Consider the following 18,922-nt stretch of genomic DNA (forward strand, 5'->3'; position numbering starts at 1 on the left):
AGGTAAGGAGGTGATCCAACCGCAGGTTCCCCTACGGTTACCTTGTTACGACTTCACCCCAGTCATGAATCACAAAGTGGTAAGCGCCCTCCCGAAGGTTAAGCTACCTACTTCTTTTGCAACCCACTCCCATGGTGTGACGGGCGGTGTGTACAAGGCCCGGGAACGTATTCACCGTAGCATTCTGATCTACGATTACTAGCGATTCCGACTTCATGGAGTCGAGTTGCAGACTCCAATCCGGACTACGACGCACTTTATGAGGTCCGCTTGCTCTCGCGAGTTCGCTTCTCTTTGTATGCGCCATTGTAGCACGTGTGTAGCCCTACTCGTAAGGGCCATGATGACTTGACGTCATCCCCACCTTCCTCCAGTTTATCACTGGCAGTCTCCTTTGAGTTCCCGGCCGGACCGCTGGCAACAAAGGATAAGGGTTGCGCTCGTTGCGGGACTTAACCCAACATTTCACAACACGAGCTGACGACAGCCATGCAGCACCTGTCTCAGAGTTCCCGAAGGCACCAATCCATCTCTGGAAAGTTCTCTGGATGTCAAGAGTAGGTAAGGTTCTTCGCGTTGCATCGAATTAAACCACATGCTCCACCGCTTGTGCGGGCCCCCGTCAATTCATTTGAGTTTTAACCTTGCGGCCGTACTCCCCAGGCGGTCGACTTAACGCGTTAGCTCCGGAAGCCACGCCTCAAGGGCACAACCTCCAAGTCGACATCGTTTACGGCGTGGACTACCAGGGTATCTAATCCTGTTTGCTCCCCACGCTTTCGCACCTGAGCGTCAGTCTTTGTCCAGGGGGCCGCCTTCGCCACCGGTATTCCTCCAGATCTCTACGCATTTCACCGCTACACCTGGAATTCTACCCCCCTCTACAAGACTCTAGCCTGCCAGTTTCGAATGCAGTTCCCAGGTTGAGCCCGGGGATTTCACATCCGACTTGACAGACCGCCTGCGTGCGCTTTACGCCCAGTAATTCCGATTAACGCTTGCACCCTCCGTATTACCGCGGCTGCTGGCACGGAGTTAGCCGGTGCTTCTTCTGCGGGTAACGTCAATTGCTGCGGTTATTAACCGCAACACCTTCCTCCCCGCTGAAAGTACTTTACAACCCGAAGGCCTTCTTCATACACGCGGCATGGCTGCATCAGGCTTGCGCCCATTGTGCAATATTCCCCACTGCTGCCTCCCGTAGGAGTCTGGACCGTGTCTCAGTTCCAGTGTGGCTGGTCATCCTCTCAGACCAGCTAGGGATCGTCGCCTAGGTGAGCCGTTACCCCACCTACTAGCTAATCCCATCTGGGCACATCTGATGGCAAGAGGCCCGAAGGTCCCCCTCTTTGGTCTTGCGACGTTATGCGGTATTAGCTACCGTTTCCAGTAGTTATCCCCCTCCATCAGGCAGTTTCCCAGACATTACTCACCCGTCCGCCACTCGTCACCCGAGAGCAAGCTCTCTGTGCTACCGTTCGACTTGCATGTGTTAGGCCTGCCGCCAGCGTTCAATCTGAGCCATGATCAAACTCTTCAATTTAAGTTTGATGCTCGTGAATTAAACTTCGTAATGAATTACGTATGTTCACTCAGAGACTTGGTATTCATTTTTCGTCCGAGGACGTTAAGAATCCATGTCACTTTGAGTGCCCACACAGATTGTCTGATAAATTGTTAAAGAGCAGTTGCGACGCGGCTTACAGCTCACCGTCGCGAGGTCACGTATATTACGTTTTCCTCATTCAGAGTCAAGCATTTATTTTTGCTTTTCTCTGTTGGTGTTCATCTCTGAACCCCGCTAACCCGGCGGCTTGTAAGCCGTTGTTCCGTGTCAGTGGAGGCGCATTATAGGGAGTTCTCAGACGTTGACAACCCCTCTTTTAAAAAAAACGTTCAACCGTCTCTTTTTTGCTCAAAATCGTGCTACAGCGCCAGTTTTTCGAGCGTTTCAAAGCCATAACGGCGTAAAACGGGCAAAAGTTGCTCGGTCTCGTTAGTGATGGCCATACAAAAAGCGATGTTTGCATCGGCAGATTTTGCATCCGGGGCTTCATGTTCCAGCAACCAGGCCGTACGTCGGGCTATAGCCGCCCCCGAATCCACCAGCCGCGTGCCCTCAGGCAGAACTTCTAATAACTCTTCCTGTAATAGAGGGAAATGGGTACACCCCAGCACAACGGTGTCCGGTGGCTCCGGCATCCGCAGCCACGGGCGGAGAATACGGCGCAACTCTTCGAGCGGCACTGCCTTTCCGTGTAGCTTCGCTTCGGCGATCTCGACCAGTTCCGCCGAACCGAGCATCGCAATCTGGCATTCGTTGGCAAAGCGGTCGATTAACTCGCGCGTATAAGGTCGCTTCACCGTGCCTCGCGTTGCCAGTAAACCAACAATGCCGTTTGCCGTCAGACGCGCGGCAGGCTTTATTGCAGGAACAACGCCCACAACCGCGAACTGGAATTTTTCGCGCAATGCAGGAAGCGATACTGTACTGGCCGTGTTACAGGCGATGACCGCCAGCGAGAGGGGATAACGCTTTTGTACCGCGCTGACGATTTCAACCACACGCTCAACAATAAAGTCTTCACTCTTTTCCCCATACGGGAACGCGACGTTATCAAAGGCGTAAATGTAATGGAGATCCGGCAGGAGATGTCGGATCTCATCATAGACCGAAAGCCCACCGACACCGGAATCAAATACCAGCACGGTGGGACGCGGATTAGAAGGTGTAGCTGCCAGACAAGGTGTATTCCCGTCCTGCAGTTTGGTAGCCATAAACTGTCTCGTAATCTTTATCGAACAGGTTGGCTATTTTACCACGAACTGTAAGGTGAGAGGTGACAGGATATGAAACTGCGACATCCCACAGGCTTACGCCGCCCATTTTCACACGTTCTGTAGAATAGGTATTGGGATCGACCGCAACGTCATAGCGTGTACCCAAATAACGATAGGAAACGTTCCAGTCAAGATCCCATACCTGCCAATCAAGCTGATACTTAACCTGTTGCTTAGAACGGCGAGCCAGAACTTCATTGGTTTTGGTGTTACGTGGGTCAACATAGTCATAGGAAATCTGGTGCCCTATCGGACCTGTTTCAAACTGCGCCGTGGCTTCAATGCCTTTGATACGGGCTTCGTCCACATTGTAGTAACGGTAGTTTGCGTCGTAGCCAATGAGGTTATCAATGTCGTTACGATAACCTGTTACGCGCCAGTTAACCGGCCCCGTCAAACCTTCAAAGCCCCCTTCCCACTGTTTACTCTCTTCAGGCTTAAGGTCAGGATTGCCATATTTCTCACTGTGAATCTGGCTCATTGTCGGTGCTTTATAAGCCGTGCCATATGAACCAATAATCCGGTAACCATCGATAAACTCCCACGCAGCACTGGTTTGCCACGTAGCATGATTGCCAAAATTCGAGTTATCATCGTTACGTGCCGCAGCTTCTAGCGTGAGGCTATCAAATTGCTGCATCGCCGAGAGGAAGACGCCCGTATTGCGCTGCTCATAGCCGTTATCCATAGTACTAGAACCAGCCTGAGTTTTTTGTTTCTGCCAGTCCAGGCCCGCACCTATATTACCATGACCTACTTCAAGGGAATTTAACCACTGTGTGGTGTACTGCTTCACATCGTCCGTCGTTGCGGAATCTGAATAACGCCCTTTCTTCGGGTCATAGTTCTGATCTTTGCTGCGACCATAACCTATGGCCAACTGCGATTTAAATATCCCCTGACTGTAGCGCAGGCCCGTATCCCAGTTTTGACTGTAGAGTTGGCGCGTATCCGGTCGTCCATCAACGTTAAAGTTAGCATCGTAATGGTCATAGCCGTCATACGCAGTGCGATTGTCGTAACCAAAGCCGCGGAAAAAACCACTTACGCTATCGGTAATTTGCTGTTCCACAGAACCGTAAAGTGACTTACTCATAAAACCGTCACGATCCGGTTGACGCGGAGCATCTTTCGCACCGATATCGAAACCACGGGTATAAGTGTAATTACCCGCCATGGTGATTTTGGTTTTTTCCAGTACTTGCTGGAAAGAACCATCATAGGTCTGATACCCCTTAGAACCTACGCCTGCAGAAATTTCTGCACCCGGTTTATCTCGCCCTGTGATGATATTAATCACGCCACCAATCGCGTCAGAGCCATACAGCGCAGAACGCGGACCGCGAATATATTCGATGCGTTGAATCAGCGATGTTGGAATTTGGCTAAGGTCAGGAACATTGCTGATCCCTGCATTGTTTAGAGGAATACCATCAATCAACACCAGAACATGGCGGGATTCCGTACCGCGAATAAATGTTGAAGAGGTTGCGCCCAGGCCGCCACTTTGCGCGATATCTACCCCGGGTAAACGCGACATCACTTCAACAACACTCTTTGCCTGCCAGCGATCAATATCCTCGCGCGTCACCACAGACGTTGGTGCAAGAACGGTATTAACAGGTTGCTCAAAACGGTTTGCTGTCACCACCAACGAGTCGGCGCTATCCTGCGCCCAGCCCGAAAATGCCGTGACGGACAACGCCGTCAACAGCGATACTTTTTTAATCATTGTTAAAGCATCCACAATATAAGAAGGATGCCGCAGGCTTCATCTATAGCACGCGATGACGAAACCAAATGCGACGTGATCCCGGCAGGTCTTCGGGCTAGGTGGCGTTTTGCGGATGAAGACTTCCCATTTTCACAGTGTCTACAATTCTCATCCCGCCAGTCTTTACCGCTGCGCGTCAGCTCCAGATTTTCACTGGATTCCCTTTTCACTCTCAGGAGACCGGAAACAGAATGCTACAATTAGACACGTATAGATGTCCAGATAGCTATTGGCCATTAAATCTGGACATCCACTGCACAATCCCTACAATCCCCGCGTAATTCTTTATCACTCAGGACGCATCATGACCCCCGAACACCTCCCAACAGAACAGTACGACGCACAGCTGGCAGAGAAAGTTGTCCGCCTGCAAAGTATGATGACGCCTTTCAACGCGCCCGTTCCTGAGGTGTTCCGCTCGCCCGTTAGCCACTACCGCATGCGTGCGGAGTTCCGCATCTGGCACGACGGTGACGACCTGTACCACATCATTTTTGATCAGCAGACGAAGTCCCGCATTCGGGTCGACAGCTTCCTGGCGGCGAGTGAACTCATCAACCAGCTCATGACGCTGATGATCGACGGCGTACGCAACAATCCTGTGCTGCGCCACAAGCTGTTCCAGATTGATTATCTGACCACACAAAGCAACCAGGCGATTGTCTCTCTGCTGTATCACAAAGCGCTGAATGACGAATGGCGCGAGCAGGCAGAAGCGCTGCGCGATGCCCTGCGCGCGCAGAACATCAACGTTCACCTGATTGGTCGTGCGACAAAAACCAAAATCATGCTGGATCAGGATTTCATCGACGAACGTCTGTCGGTGGCGGGAAAAGAGATGGTGTACCGCCAGGTTGAGAACAGCTTTACCCAGCCAAACGCAGCAATGAACGTACAGATGCTGGACTGGGCGCTGAAGGCGACCGAAGGGTCAAAGGGCGATCTGCTAGAGCTGTACTGCGGGAACGGCAACTTCTCCCTGGCGCTGGCACGTAACTTTGAGCGCGTCCTGGCGACGGAGATTGCCAAGCCGTCCGTTGCCGCTGCACAGTACAACATTGCCGCCAATCACATCGACAATGTGCAGATCATTCGTATGTCTGCAGAAGAGTTCACGCAGGCCATGAATGGCGTACGCCAGTTTAATCGCCTGGAGGGGATCGATCTGAAGAGCTACCAGTGCGAGACGATTTTTGTCGATCCGCCGCGCAGTGGCCTGGACAGCGAAACCGAGAAGATGGTGCAGGCGTACCCGCGTATTTTGTACATATCCTGTAACCCGGAAACGCTGTGCAAGAATCTCGAAACATTAAGCCAGACGCACAATGTTGAACGTCTGGCTCTCTTCGATCAGTTCCCGTATACGCACCATATGGAGTGCGGCGTACTTCTTACCGCGAAGTAACGTGATGGCAGGCAGGTCAACCTGCCTGCAACCCCACTCTCTTACTCCGGCAGCTCGTGCTTGCGGCTACGCATGCGCGAGCCAATCCAGAACACCAGTGCCACAGAAAGTACCGCCGGCAGGAAGTTAGAACCGATATCCGGATACTCTGCACGCACCACGGTGCTATACAGCAACACGCCAAGAATAAAGCAGGCCGCGGCCAGCCCAGGCAACCCGACCGGCATGGTGCGGTTCAGGTAACGCTGATGCAGACAGTACACCGTCAGCACCAGCGCAATGAGCGGGAAAATAGAAAATGGAACGATCGAGCTGAACACAGCCGCAAACGTGCCATTAATTGATAAGCCAGCGATCAATGCCAGCAACAGCGTACCCTTATCCTGACCTGACTGTTTCATTACTCACCTTCACTCTTCGGTTTGATGTGCCAGTTTCTCTTGTTCACGGCGATACCAGTAGTACGCGCCTTTGGAGATCATCCTGAGCTGTAATACCAGTCGCTCTTCGAGCTGCTTGCGTTGTTCGATGCTGACATCCAGCGCTTCGGCACCCGCGCTGAAAACAATCGTCACCATCGCCTCAGCCTGTGCTTCAGTGAACGCACGCGGCATATGGTTTTCGAGTTCAAGATAGTCGGCAAGTTCCGCGATAAAATGCTGAATTTCACGCGCCACAGCGGCACGGAACGCGGCTGATGTTCCGGAACGTTCCCGCAACAGCAGGCGAAACGCGTTGGGGTTATTGCCAATAAATTCCATAAAGGTCGACACAGAGGTGCGGATCACGCTCCCCCCTTTAGCGATACGCTGCCGCGCCTGGCGCATAAGCTGACGCAGCATCAGACCGCTCTCGTCGACCATGGTCAGACCCAGTTCATCCACATCACGGAAATGACGATAGAAGGACGTTGGCGCAATCCCGGCCTCGCGCGCAACTTCACGCAGGCTTAAACTGGCAAAACTACGCTCGGCACTCAGTTGACTGAATGCGGCTTCCACCAGCGAACGCCGGGTTTTCTCTTTTTGTTGTGCTCTTACGCCCATCACGATAGTTGAATCCTTCCAAAGGCCTGATAGCACTATACCAGAGAATAAAATTAATCTGTTTGCCTGGCTTTGTGAATGATTGTTTACGTACGGTTTGTGCTCCACTGCCGGAAAAAAGCACAACGATAATTGGGTTACTCGGGCAATGATGTTATGATTCTGTTGCTTTTATGTATAAGAACAGGTAAGCCTTACCATGCCACATTCCTACGATTACGACGCAATTGTGATAGGTTCCGGCCCCGGCGGCGAAGGCGCTGCTATGGGGCTGGTGAAACAGGGAGCCAGAGTAGCGGTGATAGAGCGCTACCATAACGTTGGCGGCGGTTGCACCCATTGGGGCACCATCCCTTCCAAAGCCCTCCGCCATGCCGTTAGCCGCATTATTGAATTTAACCAGAACCCTCTTTACAGCGACCACTCCCGACTTCTTCGTTCCTCCTTTGCTGACATCCTGAATCATGCGGATACCGTTATTAACCAGCAGACACGGATGCGCCAGGGGTTTTATGAGCGTAACCACTGTGAAATTTTGCAGGGCAATGCGCACTTTGTTGATGAACACACTCTGGCACTCGAATGCCACGACGGGTCGGTCGAAACCATCACGGCGGAAAAATTTGTCATCGCCTGTGGTTCACGCCCGTACCATCCGGCAGACGTGGACTTCTCCCACCCGCGCATTTACGACAGCGACTCCATCCTGAGCCTGCACCACGAACCCCGTCATGTGATTATCTATGGCGCAGGGGTGATTGGCTGCGAATATGCGTCGATCTTCCGGGGTATGGACGTGAAAGTTGATCTGATCAACACCCGCGACCGCCTGCTGGCCTTCCTCGATCAGGAAATGTCAGACTCGCTCTCTTACCACTTCTGGAACAGCGGCGTGGTGATTCGCCACAACGAAGAGTACGAGAAAATTGAAGGCTGCGACGACGGTGTGATCATGCATCTGAAATCGGGCAAGAAGCTGAAAGCAGACTGCCTGCTGTACGCCAACGGCCGTACCGGTAACACCGATTCTCTGGCTCTGGAAAATATCGGGCTCGAAACCGACAGCCGCGGTCAGCTGAAAGTGAACAGCATGTACCAGACAGCCCTGCCGCATGTGTATGCTGTCGGTGATGTTATCGGTTATCCAAGCCTGGCTTCTGCAGCATACGATCAGGGACGCATCGCGGCGCAGGCGCTGGTGAAAGGCGAAGCGACGGCACATCTGATCGAAGATATTCCGACAGGTATTTATACCATCCCGGAAATCAGCTCCGTCGGGAAAACCGAGCAGCAGCTGACGTCAATGAAGGTGCCTTACGAGGTGGGTCGCGCACAGTTTAAACATCTGGCGAGGGCGCAAATCGTGGGAATGAGCGTGGGTACGCTGAAGATCCTGTTCCATCGCGAGACGAAAGAGATCCTCGGTATTCACTGCTTCGGTGAACGCGCGGCGGAGATTATTCATATCGGCCAGGCGATCATGGAGCAAAAAGGTGGTGGTAACACCATCGAGTACTTCGTTAACACCACCTTCAACTACCCGACCATGGCGGAAGCCTATCGGGTCGCGGCACTGAACGGCTTAAACCGCCTGTTTTAACGCATTGTCAAAATGGCCATCCATCGAACCACGGATGGCCTCTGCCAGCTGCTCATAGCGGCTGCGCAGCGGTGAACCCGGACGATAAACCAGACCAATGGTACGACGTGGCTCTGGTTTAATGCATGGCAGATAAACCACGCCGTCACGTTTACGTTCGCGCGGCACGGCCAGTGCCGGCAGCAATGTGATCCCACTGCCCGCCGCCACCATATTCCGCAGCGTTTCAAGGCTGGTTGCGCGGAAATGGGTATCCTCGTCAGCACCCGCTTCGAAGCAGAAGCCCATCGCCTGATCGCGCAGGCAGTGACCATCTTCCAGCATCAGCAGTTTTTCACCGGCCAGATCGGCCATCGGCACACGATCGCGGTTCGCCCACGGGTGATCTTCATAGATCGCCAGCATCATGGGCTCATCAAACAGCGGCACTTCAATAAAAGCTTCGCTCTCTTTGACCAGCGCCAGAATGGCACAGTCGAGCTTGCCGCTGTCTAACTGCGCCAGCAGCTGATGGGTTTGCGCTTCATGCAGATACATTTCGAGTTTCGGGAACGTCTGATGCAGCATTGGAATGATGTGCGGCAACAGGTACGGGCCAACGGTTGGGATCAGGCCAATATGCAACGGGCCGGACATCGCCTCCCCCTGCTGGCTTGCCATTTCCTTGAGCACTTTGACCTCGCGCAGCACGGTGCGCGCCTGATCCACCAGCAGCAGACCTGCCTGGGTGAACAGTACCTTACGACTGGTGCGCTCCAGCAGCATCACGCCCAGCTCGTCTTCCAGCTTGCGGATCTGGCCGCTCAGGGTAGGCTGGCTGACGTGGCAGGAATCTGCCGCGCGGCGAAAATGGCGGTGCTCGGCTAGCGCTACCAGGTATTCAAGATCACGAATATTCATTATTCATCCTCCGTCGCCACGATAGTTCATGGCGATAGATAGCATAGCAACGAACGATTATCCCTATCAAGCATTCTGTTGAATAATACACCACATAGACGAGGCGGCACGTGTTTGACCCTTGACGTCCCCGCACCGTCAGCGAGTTTCTCTCAAAACTCGAACAACTAAAGCCAACGTGAACTTTTGCGGACCCCGTGGTCCGCTTTTTTTTGCGTAAAAAAGCCCAGGGATAAAAGTAAAATGGCAACCGAAGTTGCCATTTTTAGTGTTTACGTCCTCTCCCCGTGGGAGAGGGCGGGTGAGGGCACCAGCCCGCACTCATCAAACCAGCCGGTTTTTCGCATCCGCAATCGCCTGCGCGACCTGCTTCGGTGACACGCCGCCTTTCGCTGCACGCTTATCCAGACAAGACTGCAACGCCAGAATCGGATACACATCATCACCGATAACCGCACTGAATTTCTGCAGGTCGGTCAGCGGCAACGCTTCCAGTGCCTTACCCTGACGAATAGCTTCAACCACCGCTTCACCGACAATATGGTGCGCTTCACGGAACGGTACACCTTTCGCCACCAGGTAATCGGCAAGCTCGGTCGAGTTTGCATAGCCCTGCTGCGCCGCTTCCTGACAACGCGGGCGTTTCACCTGAATGCCATCCAGCACCAGCGCGCCCATATGCAGGCAGTCCAGCCAGGTATCGAGCGCGTCGAACAGCCCTTCTTTGTCTTCCTGCATATCTTTGTTATACGCCAGCGGCAGCCCTTTCAGGGTCATCATCATGCCGGTCAGCGCGCCCTGCACACGGCCACACTTACCGCGGATAAGCTCCAGCGCATCCGGGTTTTTCTTCTGTGGCATCAGGGAGGAGCCTGACGTCACGCGGTCAGACAGCTCAACAAACCCGGCTTCACCGGAGTTGAAGAAAATCAGGTCTTCGGCAAAGCGCGACAGATGCACCATGCCGATAGACGCATTGGAAAGCAGCTCCAGCACGTGATCACGGTCAGAGACGCTGTCCAGGCTGTTACGGGTGGCTGAAGCAAAGCCCAGCCAGCCTGCCAGCTGATCACGGTCGATTTCATAGGCCGTCCCTGCCAGCGCACCGCTGCCCAGCGGGCTCACGTCCAGACGCTTCAGGGTATCCTGCAGACGGCTTTCATCACGCGCCAGCATCTCAACGTAGGCCAGACACCAGTGGGCAAAGGTTACCGGCTGCGCGCGCTGCAGGTGGGTATAACCCGGCATCACCGCGTCCTGGTTGTTCTGCGCGGTTTCCACCAGCGCGCCTTGCAGCAGACGGTTGGCTGCCAGCAGTTCACCAACGGTATCTTTACACCACAATTTCAGATCAGTCGCGACCTGGTCGTTACGGCTACGCCCGGTATGCAGTTTTTTACCCAGCTGGCCGACTTTATCGATGAGTTTCCCTTCCACCCAGCTGTGAATATCTTCCGCATCGCTGGCGAGGATCTGCTGCGGGTCCAGACGCACCTCTTCCAGCAGGTTATTCAGCGCCTCTTCCAGCTGCAGCTGTTCGTCTGCGGTCAGAACGCCCACGGTGACCAGCGCTTTGGACCAGGCCACAGAGCCGACGATATCCTGCTCGGCCAGGCGGTAGTCGAAGCGCAAAGAGTCGTTGAACTGTTTGAACCGTTGATCCGCTGCCTGTGTAAAACGCCCACCCCAAAGTGCCATAACATGCTTCCTTAATATCTTTGAATTTCATTGCCCGGCTGCGCTGCGCTGACCGGGCCTGCAGAATCGGTAAATTGCTTACGCCAGAATACGCGTGCCAATCGGCGTGCCGTTAAACAACGCCGGGAGTTGCTCCGCGTGGCGCCAGGAGGCGATGTCCACCGGACGTCCAAGCGTACGCGCGGCATCCAGCGCCGCATTGACTTTGACAATCATGCCGTCGGTAATAATGCCCTGCTCGATAAGCTGTTCGGCTTTCGCTGCGGTCATTTCCGCAATACGCTGGCCTTTGCCGTCGAGAATACCGCTTACGTCAGAGAGCAGAATCAGGTCCGCGCCCAGCGTAGCCGCCAGAGCCGTTGCCGCCTGGTCTGCATTGACGTTCATCAGCTCGCCCTCTTCGGTCACCCCGATAGAGCTCACCACCGGCAGGAATCCTCCTTCCAGCAGCATGTTAATCAGCTTAGGCGAACCAGGCTGTGCCAGTCCAACGTGTCCGAGCTCTTCGTCGAGCTGGGTCACTTTTACGCTGTCACCATCGCCCAGACACAGGCCGACAGAGGCGATATGGTGTTTCTTCGCCCACGCCAGCAGCGTTTTGTTCGCCGTCCCCGCCAGGGCACCGGTTATAATGTCAATCTGGTCAGCAGGCGTGACGCGCAGGCCATTTTTCTTTTTCACCGGCAGGTTGAGCCCTTTCATCAGCTCATCAACCACGCAGCCGCCGCCGTGCACAATCACCAGCGGACGTTGGTGTGATTCGCGATAGTTCACCAGCGCGGTAAAAAGACGCTGCAGCGCTTCTTCGCTGTCCAGCAGTACACCACCGAGTTTGATAATTAATGGGTTCATCATCACACCTTAAATAAGAGCCTGGGTTTCCGGGAAACCGAAACGAATATTTGCACACTGCATTGCCTGTGCGGCAGCGCCTTTAAGTAAGTTATCTTCCGCAGCCACCACAATCAGGTGCTCACCCTGCACGGCAAAACCGATGTCGCAGAATGGCAGGCCGACCACGTTTTTCAGCGCCGGCACGCCTTTGTCGTACAGACGCACCAGCGGTTTGTCCGCATAGGCCTGCGTAAAGGCTTCGCTCACCTGTTCGTGGGTCACGCCGGGTTTCAGGCGGCAGGTGATGGTTTCGAGGATCCCACGCGGGAAGCTGCCCAGATGCGGCGTGAAGATGACATCCGCACCCAGATGCGTCGTGATTTCAGGGTGATGGCGATGATTGAACACGCCATACGGCTGAAGGCTCACTTCGCAGAAGCTGTTAGCGATAGCGGCTTTACGCCCCGCGCCGCTGACACCACTGGTGGCGTTGATCACCGGCCACTGGTTCAGATCCAGCAGGTCTGCGTCGATCAGCGGCTTCAGAGAAAGCTGTGCTGCCGTCGGATAACAGCCCGGCACGGCAACCAGATCCGCTTCCTTCAGTTTATCTGTGCTCCACTCCGCCAGGCCGTATACCGCTTTTTCCAGCAGTTCAGGGTGTTGATGGGTGAAACCGTAATATTTTTCGTAGAACGCGCCGTCATTCACACGGAAGGCGCCGGAGAGGTCGAACACCACACAGCCGGCCGCCAGACAGTGCGGAACCAGGTCGTGGCTGACTTCGTGCGCGGTAGCTAAAAACACCACGTCAACGCCGCCGGTGAACGCGCGGATGTCAGACATTGGCTGCAGCGGCAGATCAACAATGCCTTTAAGTTGCGGATGCAAATCGGAAATTAACTTTCCTGCATCATTGCTTTGCGCTGACACGGTCAAAGCGGTTATGGTCATATGAGGATGGCGATTCACGTAGCTTACAAGCTCTGCGCCCGCATAACCGCTAGCGCCTACAATCAGCGTATTCAACATCGGGTTCCTTTATGCTCAACGTTAATGTATTTTTATTCACATTTATTGCATGAATATTGATACTATCACGACCTAAGGTGTGTCAACAATGAAAATGAACTTACCGCCATTTATCGAGATTTACCGCGCCCTGATTGCCACACCCTCCATCAGTGCGACCGAAGAAGCGCTGGATCAGAGCAATGAGTCTTTAATCAATCTGCTGGCAGGTTGGTTTTGCGATATTGGGTTTAACGTTGAGGTTCAGCCCGTCCCCGGAACACGCCATAAATTTAACCTGCTCGCCAGTACCGGACAGGGTGCCGGCGGCCTGCTGCTGGCCGGTCATACCGATACCGTTCCCTTTGACGATGGTCGCTGGACGCGCGATCCGTTCACCCTGACCGAGCATGACAACAAGCTTTACGGTCTGGGCACCGCCGACATGAAAGGCTTTTTTGCTTTTATCCTCGATGCGCTGCGTGACGTGGACGTGACAACGCTGAAGAAACCGCTCTACATTCTGGCCACTGCCGATGAAGAGACCAGCATGGCCGGCGCGCGCTACTTCTCTGAAAACACCTCAATTCGCCCGGATTGCGCCATTATTGGTGAACCAACGTCACTGCAGCCAATCCGCGCCCACAAAGGCCATATCTCCACGGCGGTGCGCGTGCTGGGCCAGTCAGGCCACTCCAGCGATCCGGCGCGCGGCGTCAACGCCATCGAACTGATGCACGACGCCATTGGCCGCATCATGCAGTTGCGCGACTCGCTGAAAGAGCGTTATCACTACGACGCATTCACCGTGCCTTACCCGACGCTGAACCTCGGCAGCCTGCACGGTGGCGATGCATCCAACCGTATCTGCGCCTGCTGCGAACTGCATATGGATATCCGTCCGCTGCCGGGCATGACGCTGAGCGATCTCGACGGCCTGTTGACCGAAGCGCTGGCGCCGGTCAGCGAGCGCTGGCCGGGCCGCCTGACGGTCTCCGAGCTTCATCCGCCGATCCCTGGTTACGAATGTCCGCCGGATCATCAACTGGTTGAAGTCGTGGAAAAGCTGCTCGGCGAGAAAACCGACGTGGTGAACTATTGCACCGAAGCACCGTTTATTCAGACCCTGTGTCCTACGCTGGTGCTTGGCCCGGGTTCCATCAACCAGGCTCACCAGCCGGATGAATATCTGGAAACGCGCTTTATCAAACCGACCCGTGAACTGATTACCCAGGTCGTGCATCACTTCTGCTGGCATTAAAATGCCCCTGAGGGTTCCCTCTCCCGGTGGGAGAGGGTCAGGGTAAGGGCAACAAATCCCGCGATCTTCGTCACATTCCCATAAGCATCTCTTATCTGACGCAAAGCGAATTAAATTTCGTAAATTACCCACATTTATTCGTTTGCTGAACCGTTTTCGCAGCAATTGACGACGGGGGTTTTACGTGGCTTTATAAAGGGAGATGACAAAATATTGTCCAAAAGATTTTCGATTGGGCATAAACAAAAATGATGGGGTGACTGGGTTTTTATGAACGAACAATATTCCGCGTTGCGTAGTAATGTCAGTATGCTCGGCAAAGTGCTTGGAGATACCATCAAAGATGCGTTGGGGGAAAACATCCTCGACCGCGTTGAAACCATCCGCAAGCTGTCAAAATCTTCCCGTGCAGGTAACGAGGCCAGTCGTCAGGAGCTGCTCACCACCTTGCAGAACCTTTCTAACGATGAGCTGCTGCCCGTTGCCCGCGCCTTCAGCCAGTTTCTGAACCTGGCAAACACCGCTGAGCAATACCACAGCATTTCGCCGAATGGCGAAGCTGCCAGCAACCCGGAAGTCATTGCCCGTACGCTTCGTAAACTGAAAGACCAGCCAGACCTCAACGAAGACATCATCAAAAAAGCGGTGGAGTCCCTTTCGCTGGAGCTGGTTCTGACCGCTCACCCAACCGAAATCACTCGCCGCACCCTGATCCACAAAATGGTGGAAGTGAACAACTGCCTCAAGCAGCTGGATAACAAAGACATTGCTGACTACGAGCGCAACCAGCTGATGCGCCGTCTGCGCCAGCTGATTGCCCAGTCCTGGCACACCGATGAAATTCGTAAGCATCGTCCAAGCCCGGTCGACGAAGCCAAATGGGGCTTTGCGGTGGTGGAAAATAGCCTGTGGGAAGGGGTGCCGAACTACCTGCGTGAGCTGAACGAGCAGCTGGAAGCGAATCTGGATTACCGCCTGCCGGTCGATTTTGTGCCGGTACGCTTCACCTCCTGGATGGGCGGCGACCGTGACGGCAACCCGAACGTCACCGCGGAAATTACCCGCCACGTGCTCCTGTTGAGCCGCTGGAAAGCAACCGACCTGTTCCTGAAAGATATTCAGGTATTGATCTCCGAGCTGTCGATGGTAGAGGCCACGCCTGAACTGCGCGCGCTGGCCGGCGAAGAAGGTGCCAGCGAGCCGTATCGTTTCCTGATGAAAAAACTGCGTGGCCAACTGATGGCGACGCAGGCCTGGCTGGAAGCGCGTCTGAAAGGCCAGCGCCTGCCGAAGCCGGAAGGCCTGCTGAGCCAGAACGAGCAGCTCTGGGAGCCGTTGTATGCCTGCTATAAATCACTGCAGGCCTGCGGAATGGGCATCATCGCGAATGGCGAACTGCTCGACACCCTGCGTCGCGTGAAGTGTTTCGGCGTGCCGCTGGTGCGTATTGACGTCCGTCAGGAAAGCACCCGTCATACCGAAGCGCTGGGCGAACTGACCCGCTATCTCGGCATCGGCGACTATGAAAGCTGGTCCGAAGCGGACAAACAAGCCTTCCTGATCCGCGAACTGAACTCCAAGCGTCCCCTGCTGCCACGTAACTGGGAGCCAAGCAACGAAACCCGCGAGGTGCTCAACACCTGTAAAGCGATCGTTGATGCGCCGAAAGGATCGGTGGCTGCCTATGTGATCTCCATGGCGAAAACGCCGTCTGACGTGCTGGGCGTTCACCTTCTGCTCAAAGAAGCCGGTATCGACTATGCCCTTCCGGTTGCACCGCTGTTTGAAACCCTTGATGACCTGAACAACGCCAACGACGTCATGACGCAGCTGCTGAATATCGACTGGTACCGCGGCTTTATTCAGGGCAAACAGATGGTGATGATTGGCTATTCCGACTCCGCAAAAGACGCGGGCGTCATGGCGGCATCCTGGGCGCAGTATCAGGCACAGGATGCGTTGATCAAAACCTGTGAAAAAGCGGGCATCGAACTGACGCTGTTCCACGGACGCGGCGGCTCGATTGGCCGTGGTGGCGCGCCAGCGCATGCGGCACTGCTGTCACAACCGCCGGGAAGCCTGAAAGGCGGCCTGCGTGTGACCGAACAGGGCGAAATGATCCGCTTCAAGTACGGCCTGCCGGAAGTGACCATCAGCAGCCTGTCGCTCTATACCAGTGCAATTCTGGAAGCGAACCTGCTGCCACCACCAGAGCCGAAAGAGTCCTGGTGCCATATCATGGACGAGCTGTCAGATATCTCCTGCGATCTGTACCGCGGCTACGTGCGTGAAAACAAAGATTTTGTGCCTTACTTCCGTTCAGCTACCCCTGAGCAGGAGCTGGGTAAACTGCCGCTGGGTTCACGCCCGGCTAAACGCCGCCCGACCGGTGGTGTAGAGTCTCTGCGTGCCATCCCGTGGATCTTCGCCTGGACCCAGAACCGTCTGATGCTGCCCGCCTGGCTGGGCGCAGGCGCGGCGCTGCAGAAAGTGGTGGAAGATGGCAAACAGAACGAACTGGAAACCATGTGCCGCGACTGGCCATTCTTCTCCACCCGTCTGGGTATGCTGGAGATGGTCTTCTCGAAAGCAGACCTGTGGCTGGCGGAATACTACGATCAGCGTCTGGTGAAGCCTGAGCTGTGGACGCTGGGTAAAGAGCTGCGCGAACTGCTGGAAGACGACATCAAAGTGGTGCTGGACATTGCTAACGACTCGCACCTGATGGCGGATCTGCCGTGGATTGCCGAGTCCATCCAGCTGCGTAACATCTACACCGACCCCCTGAACGTCCTGCAGGCGGAGCTGCTGCACCGTTCACGTCTGGCGGAAGAAGAAGGTAAAGAGCCGGATCCACGCGTCGAACAGGCGTTGATGGTGACGATTGCAGGCGTTGCGGCAGGTATGCGTAACACAGGCTAATCCATTGGCTTCATACAGGCCCGGCAGCGCTAACGCTGCCGGGCGATATCCGGTATTCACGCCATGCACCACGACATCAGCACCCTTCTGACCGACCTCATTAATGGCACCGTCGCGCTACGTGACGTACGGTTTTTCACCCCGCCCGACCCACACTCCCGCACAACGCCTTGCCTGGTCATTAACCTCGATAATGCCTGCGAAGCGTGGTTTTCTTCCTCTGCGGAGGGGTTACTTCATACCGGTCACGCGCTCAGCATCAGCTTCGGTAAACAGCAGCTGTCGCTTCGTCTTTATCGGGATAACGTGCTTATACAGCACCAGCAGGTTGCCCGGCGCGGCCCCCGAACCGGAGCGTTTCTCCTGCAAACGCTGGCCGAACTGCAGATGCAGCCTGATGAACAGGAAACGGCCAGACTGGTGGTACTGAGTATGCTCAGCCACTGTCGCGATCTTCTTGGCAGCGACATTCACACTGACAGCCGCAGTCGCGCTTTGTTTGAAGCCATCCGGCGCTATCTCGATGAACATCACTCCTCACCGCTGACCCGCGATTCCGTGGCGCAGGCGTTTTATATTTCACCCAACTACCTTTCACATCTGTTTCAGAAGACCGGGAACGTGGGGTTCAATGAATACCTGACCCAAACGCGTCTGGAACACGCGCGCCAGTTGCTCAAGGGTTATGACCTAAAAATCAAAGACATTGCCGCCCGCTGCGGCTTTACAGACAGCAACTACTTCTGCCGCCTCTTTCGTAAACATACCGAACGCTCCCCTTCCGAGTACCGCCGCCAGTATCACAGCCAGCTGACTGCCAAAAACTAGCATTGTGATCGCCCTCTCACTTCACTAAGCACATTACATTTGTCCAGTATTTGGCAAAATTGACCTGTATCCCCGGCCAGCAGCCCCACCTTATCCTTGAGTTAACCTTTCTGACTTAAGGAAAAATAATGGAACTGTATCTGGATACTGCCAACGTGGCAGAGGTTGAGCACCTGGCGCGCATTTTTCCGATTGCCGGCGTCACCACCAACCCGAGCATTGTAGCCGCCAGCGGCGAAACCCTCTGGAACGTACTGCCGCGTCTGCAAAACGCCATCGGGCCACAGGGTACGCTATTTGCCCAGACCATGAGCCGTGAAGCCGAAGGGATGGTGGCAGAAGCCAAACGCCTGAGTAACGCCATTCCTGGCATCGTGGTGAAAATCCCGGTGACCGCACAGGGCCTTATGGCGATAAAAATGCTGAAAAAAGAGGGCATTACCACGTTAGGCACGGCCGTTTACAGCGCCGCCCAGGGTTTACTGGCCGCGCTGGCGGGAGCGAAATATGTCGCACCGTATGTTAACCGCGTCGACGCTCAGGGCGGGGACGGCATTCGTATGGTACAGGAGCTGCAATCCCTGCTCGAACGCCACGCCCCAGAAAGCAGCGTGCTGGCCGCCAGCTTCAAAACACCACGTCAGGCGCTGGACTGCCTGCTCGCCGGATGTGAAGCAATCACGCTTCCTTTAGATGTAGCGCAACAAATGCTCGGCACCCCGGCGGTAGAGTCAGCCATAGAGAAGTTTGAGCACGACTGGAAAAACGCGTTTGGTAACCTCAACCTCTAAGGGAGATCTGT

The 18,922-nt window shown here is 54.8% G+C and carries 14 protein-coding genes, 1 rRNA gene and 1 riboswitch; of the genes, 6 read left to right on the plus strand and 9 right to left on the minus strand.

Features of this window, described 5'->3' with window-relative positions:
- Nucleotides 1-3 precede the first annotated feature (3 nt).
- From HV340_RS22485 to btuB, 3 genes are all read right to left on the minus strand, one after another.
- Nucleotides 4-1,543: ribosomal RNA gene (locus HV340_RS22485) — 16S ribosomal RNA — on the minus strand.
- Nucleotides 1,544-1,926: 383 nt separating this feature from the next.
- Nucleotides 1,927-2,778 (minus strand): glutamate racemase, encoded by an 852-nt coding sequence (murI, locus tag HV340_RS22490; RefSeq protein WP_181216234.1) that lies wholly within the window; start codon nucleotides 2,776-2,778, stop codon nucleotides 1,927-1,929.
- Nucleotides 2,723-4,573 carry a TonB-dependent vitamin B12 receptor BtuB gene (gene btuB, locus HV340_RS22495; RefSeq protein ID WP_059305937.1) on the minus strand — a complete coding sequence of 617 codons (1,851 nt, stop codon included), beginning with the start codon at nucleotides 4,571-4,573 and terminating at the stop codon, nucleotides 2,723-2,725. Before btuB ends, murI begins: the two co-directional genes overlap by 56 nt.
- A 65-nt stretch (nucleotides 4,574-4,638) precedes the next feature.
- A riboswitch (cobalamin riboswitch) is annotated at nucleotides 4,639-4,815 on the minus strand.
- 104 nt (nucleotides 4,816-4,919) lie between these two features.
- Here btuB and trmA point away from each other — a divergent pair.
- Nucleotides 4,920-6,020 carry a tRNA (uridine(54)-C5)-methyltransferase TrmA gene (gene trmA, locus HV340_RS22500; protein WP_059305936.1) on the plus strand — a complete coding sequence of 367 codons (1,101 nt, stop codon included), beginning with the start codon at nucleotides 4,920-4,922 and terminating at the stop codon, nucleotides 6,018-6,020.
- Nucleotides 6,021-6,061: 41 nt separating this feature from the next.
- Here trmA and HV340_RS22505 read toward each other — a convergent pair whose 3' ends face one another.
- Complete coding sequence (locus HV340_RS22505) at nucleotides 6,062-6,421, minus strand: YijD family membrane protein (RefSeq protein WP_020883939.1); 360 nt, start codon at nucleotides 6,419-6,421, stop codon at nucleotides 6,062-6,064.
- Between the two features lie 9 nt (nucleotides 6,422-6,430).
- Nucleotides 6,431-7,069 (minus strand): HTH-type transcriptional repressor FabR, encoded by a 639-nt coding sequence (gene fabR / locus HV340_RS22510; RefSeq protein ID WP_008501784.1) that lies wholly within the window; start codon nucleotides 7,067-7,069, stop codon nucleotides 6,431-6,433.
- A gap of 196 nt (nucleotides 7,070-7,265) precedes the next feature.
- On the opposite strand from fabR, the gene sthA reads away from it, so the two are divergent.
- Nucleotides 7,266-8,666: a Si-specific NAD(P)(+) transhydrogenase gene (sthA, locus tag HV340_RS22515; protein ID WP_014172175.1), complete on the plus strand. Its 1,401-nt coding sequence runs from the start codon at nucleotides 7,266-7,268 to the stop codon at nucleotides 8,664-8,666.
- Here the strand turns inward: sthA and oxyR are convergent.
- The 4 genes from oxyR to argC form a co-directional block, all read right to left on the minus strand.
- On the minus strand, nucleotides 8,649-9,566 hold the full coding sequence (gene oxyR, locus HV340_RS22520; protein WP_014172176.1) for a DNA-binding transcriptional regulator OxyR: 918 nt from the start codon (nucleotides 9,564-9,566) through the stop codon (nucleotides 8,649-8,651). The genes sthA and oxyR overlap by 18 nt on opposite strands.
- A gap of 324 nt (nucleotides 9,567-9,890) precedes the next feature.
- Nucleotides 9,891-11,264, minus strand: a complete 1,374-nt coding sequence (gene argH, locus HV340_RS22525; protein ID WP_049022992.1) for an argininosuccinate lyase — start codon at nucleotides 11,262-11,264, stop codon at nucleotides 9,891-9,893.
- 78 nt (nucleotides 11,265-11,342) lie between these two features.
- Complete coding sequence (gene argB, locus HV340_RS22530) at nucleotides 11,343-12,119, minus strand: acetylglutamate kinase (protein WP_134180239.1); 777 nt, start codon at nucleotides 12,117-12,119, stop codon at nucleotides 11,343-11,345.
- A 6-nt stretch (nucleotides 12,120-12,125) separates the two neighbouring features.
- On the minus strand, nucleotides 12,126-13,130 hold the full coding sequence (gene argC, locus HV340_RS22535; RefSeq protein WP_181216235.1) for an N-acetyl-gamma-glutamyl-phosphate reductase: 1,005 nt from the start codon (nucleotides 13,128-13,130) through the stop codon (nucleotides 12,126-12,128).
- A gap of 88 nt (nucleotides 13,131-13,218) precedes the next feature.
- Between argC and argE the strand changes: the two genes are divergently transcribed.
- From argE to fsa, 4 genes are all read left to right on the plus strand, one after another.
- The gene (argE, locus tag HV340_RS22540; RefSeq protein WP_181216236.1) at nucleotides 13,219-14,370 is read left to right on the plus strand and encodes an acetylornithine deacetylase; all 1,152 of its coding nucleotides are present in this window, start codon (nucleotides 13,219-13,221) and stop codon (nucleotides 14,368-14,370) included.
- Between the two features lie 270 nt (nucleotides 14,371-14,640).
- Complete coding sequence (gene ppc, locus HV340_RS22545; protein WP_014172182.1) at nucleotides 14,641-17,292, plus strand: phosphoenolpyruvate carboxylase; 2,652 nt, start codon at nucleotides 14,641-14,643, stop codon at nucleotides 17,290-17,292.
- 63 nt (nucleotides 17,293-17,355) lie between these two features.
- Nucleotides 17,356-18,120 carry an AraC family transcriptional regulator gene (locus HV340_RS22550; RefSeq protein WP_181216237.1) on the plus strand — a complete coding sequence of 255 codons (765 nt, stop codon included), beginning with the start codon at nucleotides 17,356-17,358 and terminating at the stop codon, nucleotides 18,118-18,120.
- Between the two features lie 128 nt (nucleotides 18,121-18,248).
- A complete protein-coding gene (gene fsa / locus HV340_RS22555; protein ID WP_151887089.1) occupies nucleotides 18,249-18,911 on the plus strand; it encodes a fructose-6-phosphate aldolase in 663 nt (220 codons plus the stop codon).
- Nucleotides 18,912-18,922: the final 11 nt, after the last annotated feature.

Source organism: Enterobacter sp. RHBSTW-00975 (genome assembly GCF_013615235.1).
GTDB lineage: Bacteria > Pseudomonadota > Gammaproteobacteria > Enterobacterales > Enterobacteriaceae > Enterobacter > Enterobacter ludwigii.